This window comes from Streptomyces prasinopilosus (assembly GCF_001419695.1).
GTDB classification, from domain to species: Bacteria; Actinomycetota; Actinomycetes; order Streptomycetales; family Streptomycetaceae; genus Streptomyces; species Streptomyces prasinopilosus.
In genome coordinates, this window is the sequence record NZ_LIRG01000211.1 from 1 (window position 1) to 4,685 (window position 4,685).

Annotated in this window: 7 protein-coding genes and 1 pseudogene; 6 read left to right on the top strand and 2 right to left on the bottom strand. The window is 68.0% G+C overall.

Features of this window, described 5'->3' with window-relative positions; translation table 11 throughout:
- On the bottom strand, positions 1-223 hold a 223-nt coding region (locus AOK18_RS10445), incomplete at its 3' end, for a hypothetical protein (RefSeq protein ID WP_107100343.1).
- Positions 224-469: 246 nt separating this feature from the next.
- Here AOK18_RS10445 and AOK18_RS10450 point away from each other — a divergent pair.
- The 4 genes and pseudogenes from AOK18_RS10450 (at position 470) to AOK18_RS33280 (ending at position 1,870) form a co-directional block, all read left to right on the top strand.
- Entirely contained in the window at positions 470-1,306 is an 837-nt protein-coding gene (locus tag AOK18_RS10450; RefSeq protein ID WP_055694131.1) for a helix-turn-helix domain-containing protein, read from the top strand.
- Complete coding sequence (locus tag AOK18_RS10455; protein WP_055694132.1) at positions 1,294-1,503, top strand: DUF397 domain-containing protein; 210 nt, start codon at positions 1,294-1,296, stop codon at positions 1,501-1,503. The genes AOK18_RS10450 and AOK18_RS10455 overlap by 13 nt, the downstream gene beginning before the upstream one ends.
- 66 nt (positions 1,504-1,569) lie before the next feature.
- Positions 1,570-1,614: pseudogene (locus tag AOK18_RS35345) on the top strand (DUF397 domain-containing protein); the annotation flags it as partial.
- 31 nt (positions 1,615-1,645) lie between these two features.
- Positions 1,646-1,870, top strand: a complete 225-nt coding sequence (locus AOK18_RS33280; RefSeq protein ID WP_055694133.1) for a hypothetical protein — start codon at positions 1,646-1,648, stop codon at positions 1,868-1,870.
- Positions 1,871-2,056: 186 nt separating this feature from the next.
- On the opposite strand, the gene AOK18_RS30620 is transcribed toward AOK18_RS33280, so the two are convergent.
- Entirely contained in the window at positions 2,057-2,884 is an 828-nt protein-coding gene (locus tag AOK18_RS30620; protein WP_079104944.1) for a helix-turn-helix transcriptional regulator, read from the bottom strand.
- A 162-nt stretch (positions 2,885-3,046) separates the two neighbouring features.
- Between AOK18_RS30620 and AOK18_RS10470 the strand changes: the two genes are divergently transcribed.
- On the top strand, positions 3,047-3,454 hold the full coding sequence (locus tag AOK18_RS10470) for a nuclear transport factor 2 family protein (RefSeq protein WP_055694134.1): 408 nt from the start codon (positions 3,047-3,049) through the stop codon (positions 3,452-3,454).
- Complete coding sequence (locus tag AOK18_RS10475; protein ID WP_055694135.1) at positions 3,454-4,296, top strand: NAD(P)H-binding protein; 843 nt, start codon at positions 3,454-3,456, stop codon at positions 4,294-4,296. The genes AOK18_RS10470 and AOK18_RS10475 overlap by 1 nt, the downstream gene beginning before the upstream one ends.
- The last annotated feature ends 389 nt before the right edge of the window (positions 4,297-4,685 follow it).

Here is a 4,685-nt window from a genome sequence, read left to right on the forward strand (position 1 = left end):
CCTCCGCGATCCCCTTCGCGATCACGTCCGCGAGCGCGAGGGCGACCGGGGCCGAGCACGCGCCGAGATGGACCAGGGCGTACGGGGCCTCGCCGGCTCCGCGGTCGTCCGCCCACGGCGTACGGACGTCCATCGCGGGGAGCTGGACGCCGGCCCGGGTGAGGGCGGCGGCGAGGGCGTCGCGGGCCTCGAGGGCTTCACGGATCTTGGGGGTGTGCGGCATGGGGTCCTCGTCAAGGTGCGGTGGGCCGGGTACGGGCATGCGGTGGTCGACGCGGTTTCGCCGACCTCCTGACCGACAGTGCCGGATCTACTACTCTGCGTAGTCCGGTCGTTACAAGGATGCCCGGGGGGCGGGGGCCCACGCAGTGGACCGGGTGGTGGCTCCCCGGCGTACGGAGGCACTTCCACACGGTCCACACGACCCCCGCCGTCGCACCGTTCGACAGCACGTCCCGGGAGGACAGGTATGGCGCAGCGACGCCCGATCACCGGCCGCAGCCAGGAACCCCGTCAACGCTTCGCCGAGGAGCTGCGGACGCTGCGGGCCGCGAGCGGCATGAGCCTGCGGGCACTCGGCGAACGCCTGGGCTGGGACTGGTCGCTGTTCGGGAAGATGGAGAAGGGCGAGACGCTCGGCAGCCCGGAGGTCGTCCAGGCCCTCGACACCCACTACGGCACCCCGGGCCTGCTGCTGGCCCTGTGGGAACTCGCCGCCGGGGACCACACACAGTTCCGCGAGCGCTACCGCCGCTACATGGCCCTGGAGGCGGAGGCGGTGAGCCTGTGGCACTTCGCGGTGAGCGTGCTGCCGGGACTGCTGCAGACACCGGGGTACGCACGGGAAGTACTGACGGCGGGAGGGCTCACGGGCAAGGAACTCGACCAGCAGATCGACGCCCGGATGGGACGGCGGGAACTGCTGGAGGGGGAGAAGGCCCCTCCGTTCCGGACCATCCTGTCGGAGGCGGTGCTGCGGACGCCGCTGCGCGATGCGGGTGAGTGGCGCGAGCAGTTGGAGCACTTGGCGGACATGACGGAACGACCGAACGTGAGGGTTCATGTACTTCTGCAGAGTGCGGGCGTTCACGGTCTTCTGAGCGCCGACGTGTGGTACCTCCTTCTTCCCGAGGGCCGGACTGTCGCGTATACCGAGAACGGATACCAAGGCGAACTCATCGAGGAACCCAGCCCCGTTGTGCGCCTGCAGAAGACGTACGATGCGGTGCGCGACTTGGCGCTCACCCCAGCAGAGTCGCAGAAGTTCATCCTGCGGAGGTTGGAGGAAGTCATATGCGACCGATAGACCCGACTGCAGTGTCCTGGCGCAAGAGCAGTTACAGCAATCAGGACGGCGGCGCATGTGTCGAGGTCTGCGACGCCTTCGCCGCCGTCGTCCCCGTGCGGGACGGCAAGCTCCCGCACGGCCCCGTGCTCGTGTTCCCGGCCGACGGCTGGGTGTCCTTCGTCTCGGCCGTCCGCGAGGGGCGGTTGGAAGGCTGAACGGGCACGGAACCCCCTTCCGTGGGGGGTGGAGGAAGCAGCGTGCGGTCGATCGATGTGGGCGCCGTGTCCTGGCGCAGGAGCAGTTACAGCAATCAGGACGGCGGTGCGTGCGTCGAGGTCTGCGACGCCTTCGCCCTACGTGAACACCCTGATGCTCCAGGACATCCTCGGCGACCCGGAGCGGGCGGATCTGCTCACCCCCGCCGACCGGCGCGGCCTGACCCCGCTGTTCTGGTCCCGTGTCCGGCCCTACGGCGAGGTGAACCTCGACATGGACACCCGCCTCGACCCCACCGCGGCGACCGTTCCCGGCCCTCGGGCCGCAGACGGCAAGACCGTACGCTCCACCGTGCAGAGAACATGAATCTGCGCAGGGACAGCACGTCGATCGGGCCGCGCCCGTGTGGCGCGGCACCGGCACACGGCTGACCTGGGCTTACTCGAAACAGGCGCGTGAAGCTCCAGAGTGGGCAGCTCTTCGTCCCGAGGCTACGGTTCCACCCGCGCGGCCCGACCTCGGCGGACGCGGTGGCTTCCGTAGTGGCGGCGGTCAAAGGCTCTTCAGTGCAGCGGCGCTGGGGCTGCCGGCTTCTGCCGTGTACATCACCAAGGAGAAGCCTGAGCCGGGCAGGCCGAGGGTGTGCCGGTCGATTTCCAGCTCGCCCAGTGTGGGGTGATGCAGTTTTTTTCGCACGCTGGGCATGGGGCGCACAGCGTGATGACGCCAGCTGCTCGCAAAATCTGGATCCTGGGTTGCGAACTCGTTGATCAGCTCTGCGAGCACGTTGTCTTTGGGGTGCCGAACGCTGGCTGCGCGCAATTGAGCGGCCGCCTGCTGAGAGAAATCGGACTCCGAACCGGGCGCGCCGGTGCAGAGGGTGTCACGGAATCTCGTCGACATGCGCGTGACGTTGCGCTCGTCAGGTGTGAGACGGGAGAAGTCTGTAATCAGAGCTGCGGCTGCTGCGTTCCAGGCGACGATGTCTTGCCGATCGTTGACGATGTAGGCAGGGATGCCGTCGAGTCTGCCGAGCAGCTGCTGGGCATCCTCGGGTACGTGCTCTGGCGCGCCGCCGTTCTCTGCCGGCAGCACTTGTCCGGCCAGGCGGGCCAGATGGTCACGCTCTGCTTCAGTGAGCTGGAGAGCCGTCGCCAGCGCAACCAACACCTGCGGTGAGGGCCGGGGTGCCCGTGCCTGTTCCAGCCGTTCGTAGTAGCTCACCGACACCTGTGCCAGGGCGGCCACCTCTTCGCGGCGCAGTCCGGGGGTGCGACGGGCGCGCCGGCCCGGTGGAAGCGTCGCTTCGGCCGGCACATCTTCTGGTCGCAGCTCCTCGCGGCGCCGGCGGAGAAAGGCTGCGAGTTCCTGGCTGCTCACTCTTTCATCCTGTCACAGGAGGGACAGCTGAGCCTCGCACTGTTGGTCCGGGGCTCAGCTGTCCGTTCCGCGCCCACACATCTGCTGTGCATGGTGGCATGGTCGGTTTGTCGACTACGAGGAGAAACGGTGCCCAGGACCCCTGAGGAAACTTTTCGCCGCATGATCGATCTGATGCTGGCCAAAGACATGAATGCCGTGGCAGACCTGTGGGCGCCTGACGGAATTGCGGAATTCCCTTTCGCGGCCGGGAGCTCCCCTCGCGTTCTCCGCGGACGTGAGGAGGTACGCGCCTACCTCGCCCATTATCCGGAGCTGATGGACATGAAGGAGGTGACCGCGCTCACCGTGCGACCCACTGATCAAACGGACACCGTCGTCGTGGAGTGGACGGCCATCGGCCGCACCGTGGCCACCTCCCAGCCCTATCGCCTGGACTACATCGTGGTTCTCACGGTCCGCGACGGGCTGATCGCTCTGTTCCGGGATTACTGGAGCCCGCTGTCGGCGGCCGCCGCTGCCGGGGATCTCGCCGGGCTGATCGACTCGCTCGAAAGGAAGGACGCCTGATGTCCGGAGTGCTCGTGACCGGAGGCACCGGCACGACCGGCAAGACGCTGGTGCAAGAGCTCCGCAACGCTGGTGTGCATGCTCGGGTCGCCGGCCGGAACCCGACCGCAGCCGATCCTGATGCGATCCGCTTCGACTGGAATGACCCGACCACATATGGACCTGCGCTCGACGGGATGGACCGGGTCTTCCTGCTTCCGCCCGTGGAGAGTGTGGACCCGCTGCCGCTGGTCGAGCCCTTCCTGCGCCAAGCGCAGCGAGCCGGTATCCGGCGACTCGTGATGCTCGGCTCCGCCATTGTGCTGCCGAACGCGCCCAGCGCTGTGGAGATGGCCGCTCAGGTTCAGGCTCAGCCCGGAGGTGTCGTACTCCGCGCATCTGGCTTCATGCAGAACTTCCTGCGCCCGCACCCCCTGGCCGAGCGCATCCATCGACTCGGTGAGATCCGCACCGCAGCCGGTGACGGCAAGCTGGGGTGGGTCGATGCGCGGGACATCGCGGCCAGTGCTGCCGCACTGTTGGCTGACCTCGGGGTGGACGCTCGAAGCGACTACCTGATCACCGGACCGCACGGGATGAGCTATCCGCAGGCCGCGCAGATCATCACCGCGCAGACCGGCAGACAGGTTCGGGTGGAGCGTATTACGGAGGAGGAACAGGCTGCCGCCTACCGTGCCTCCGGAATGCCGACCGAGTTCGCCGCAGCGCTTGCCGCCGTCGAGCGCGGCATCAAGGAGGGACGCGAAGACCAGGTCAGCACCGCGGTGCTCGAACTGACCGGCCGTCCGCCGCGCGCCTTTGCCGAATTCGTCTCTGATCACGCGTACGAGTGGACGCAGTAGTGCCCGAACAGCGGCGATGTGCGGTCGAGCAGGAACCACGCAGAGAGTGCAGTTTGGCGTCACATGATTTGACGCCCCATCGGATTGGACGCGGCCCGCCTGCACCTGCCGCAGTGAATGCCGGATTTACTGCGGCGGAGCCCCTGCCGTGATCAACGCGACCTGCGGCGGACTCTCCGGCCGTCGCAGGCGAGGTGTACGCATTTACCGCCCCTCGGTGTCATGACCGCGCTGCTCGGCGCGCCCGTCCTGGTCGCCGTCGTCCGATCCCACAGGTTGCCCTCGCTGTGACAACGCATCCCGCCCCGCCCGGACCGACGACCGCGGCCAAACCCCCGGCACCCGCCCGCCGCTCACCGTCCCCGGGACCTGGCGCCTGGCTGCCGGCC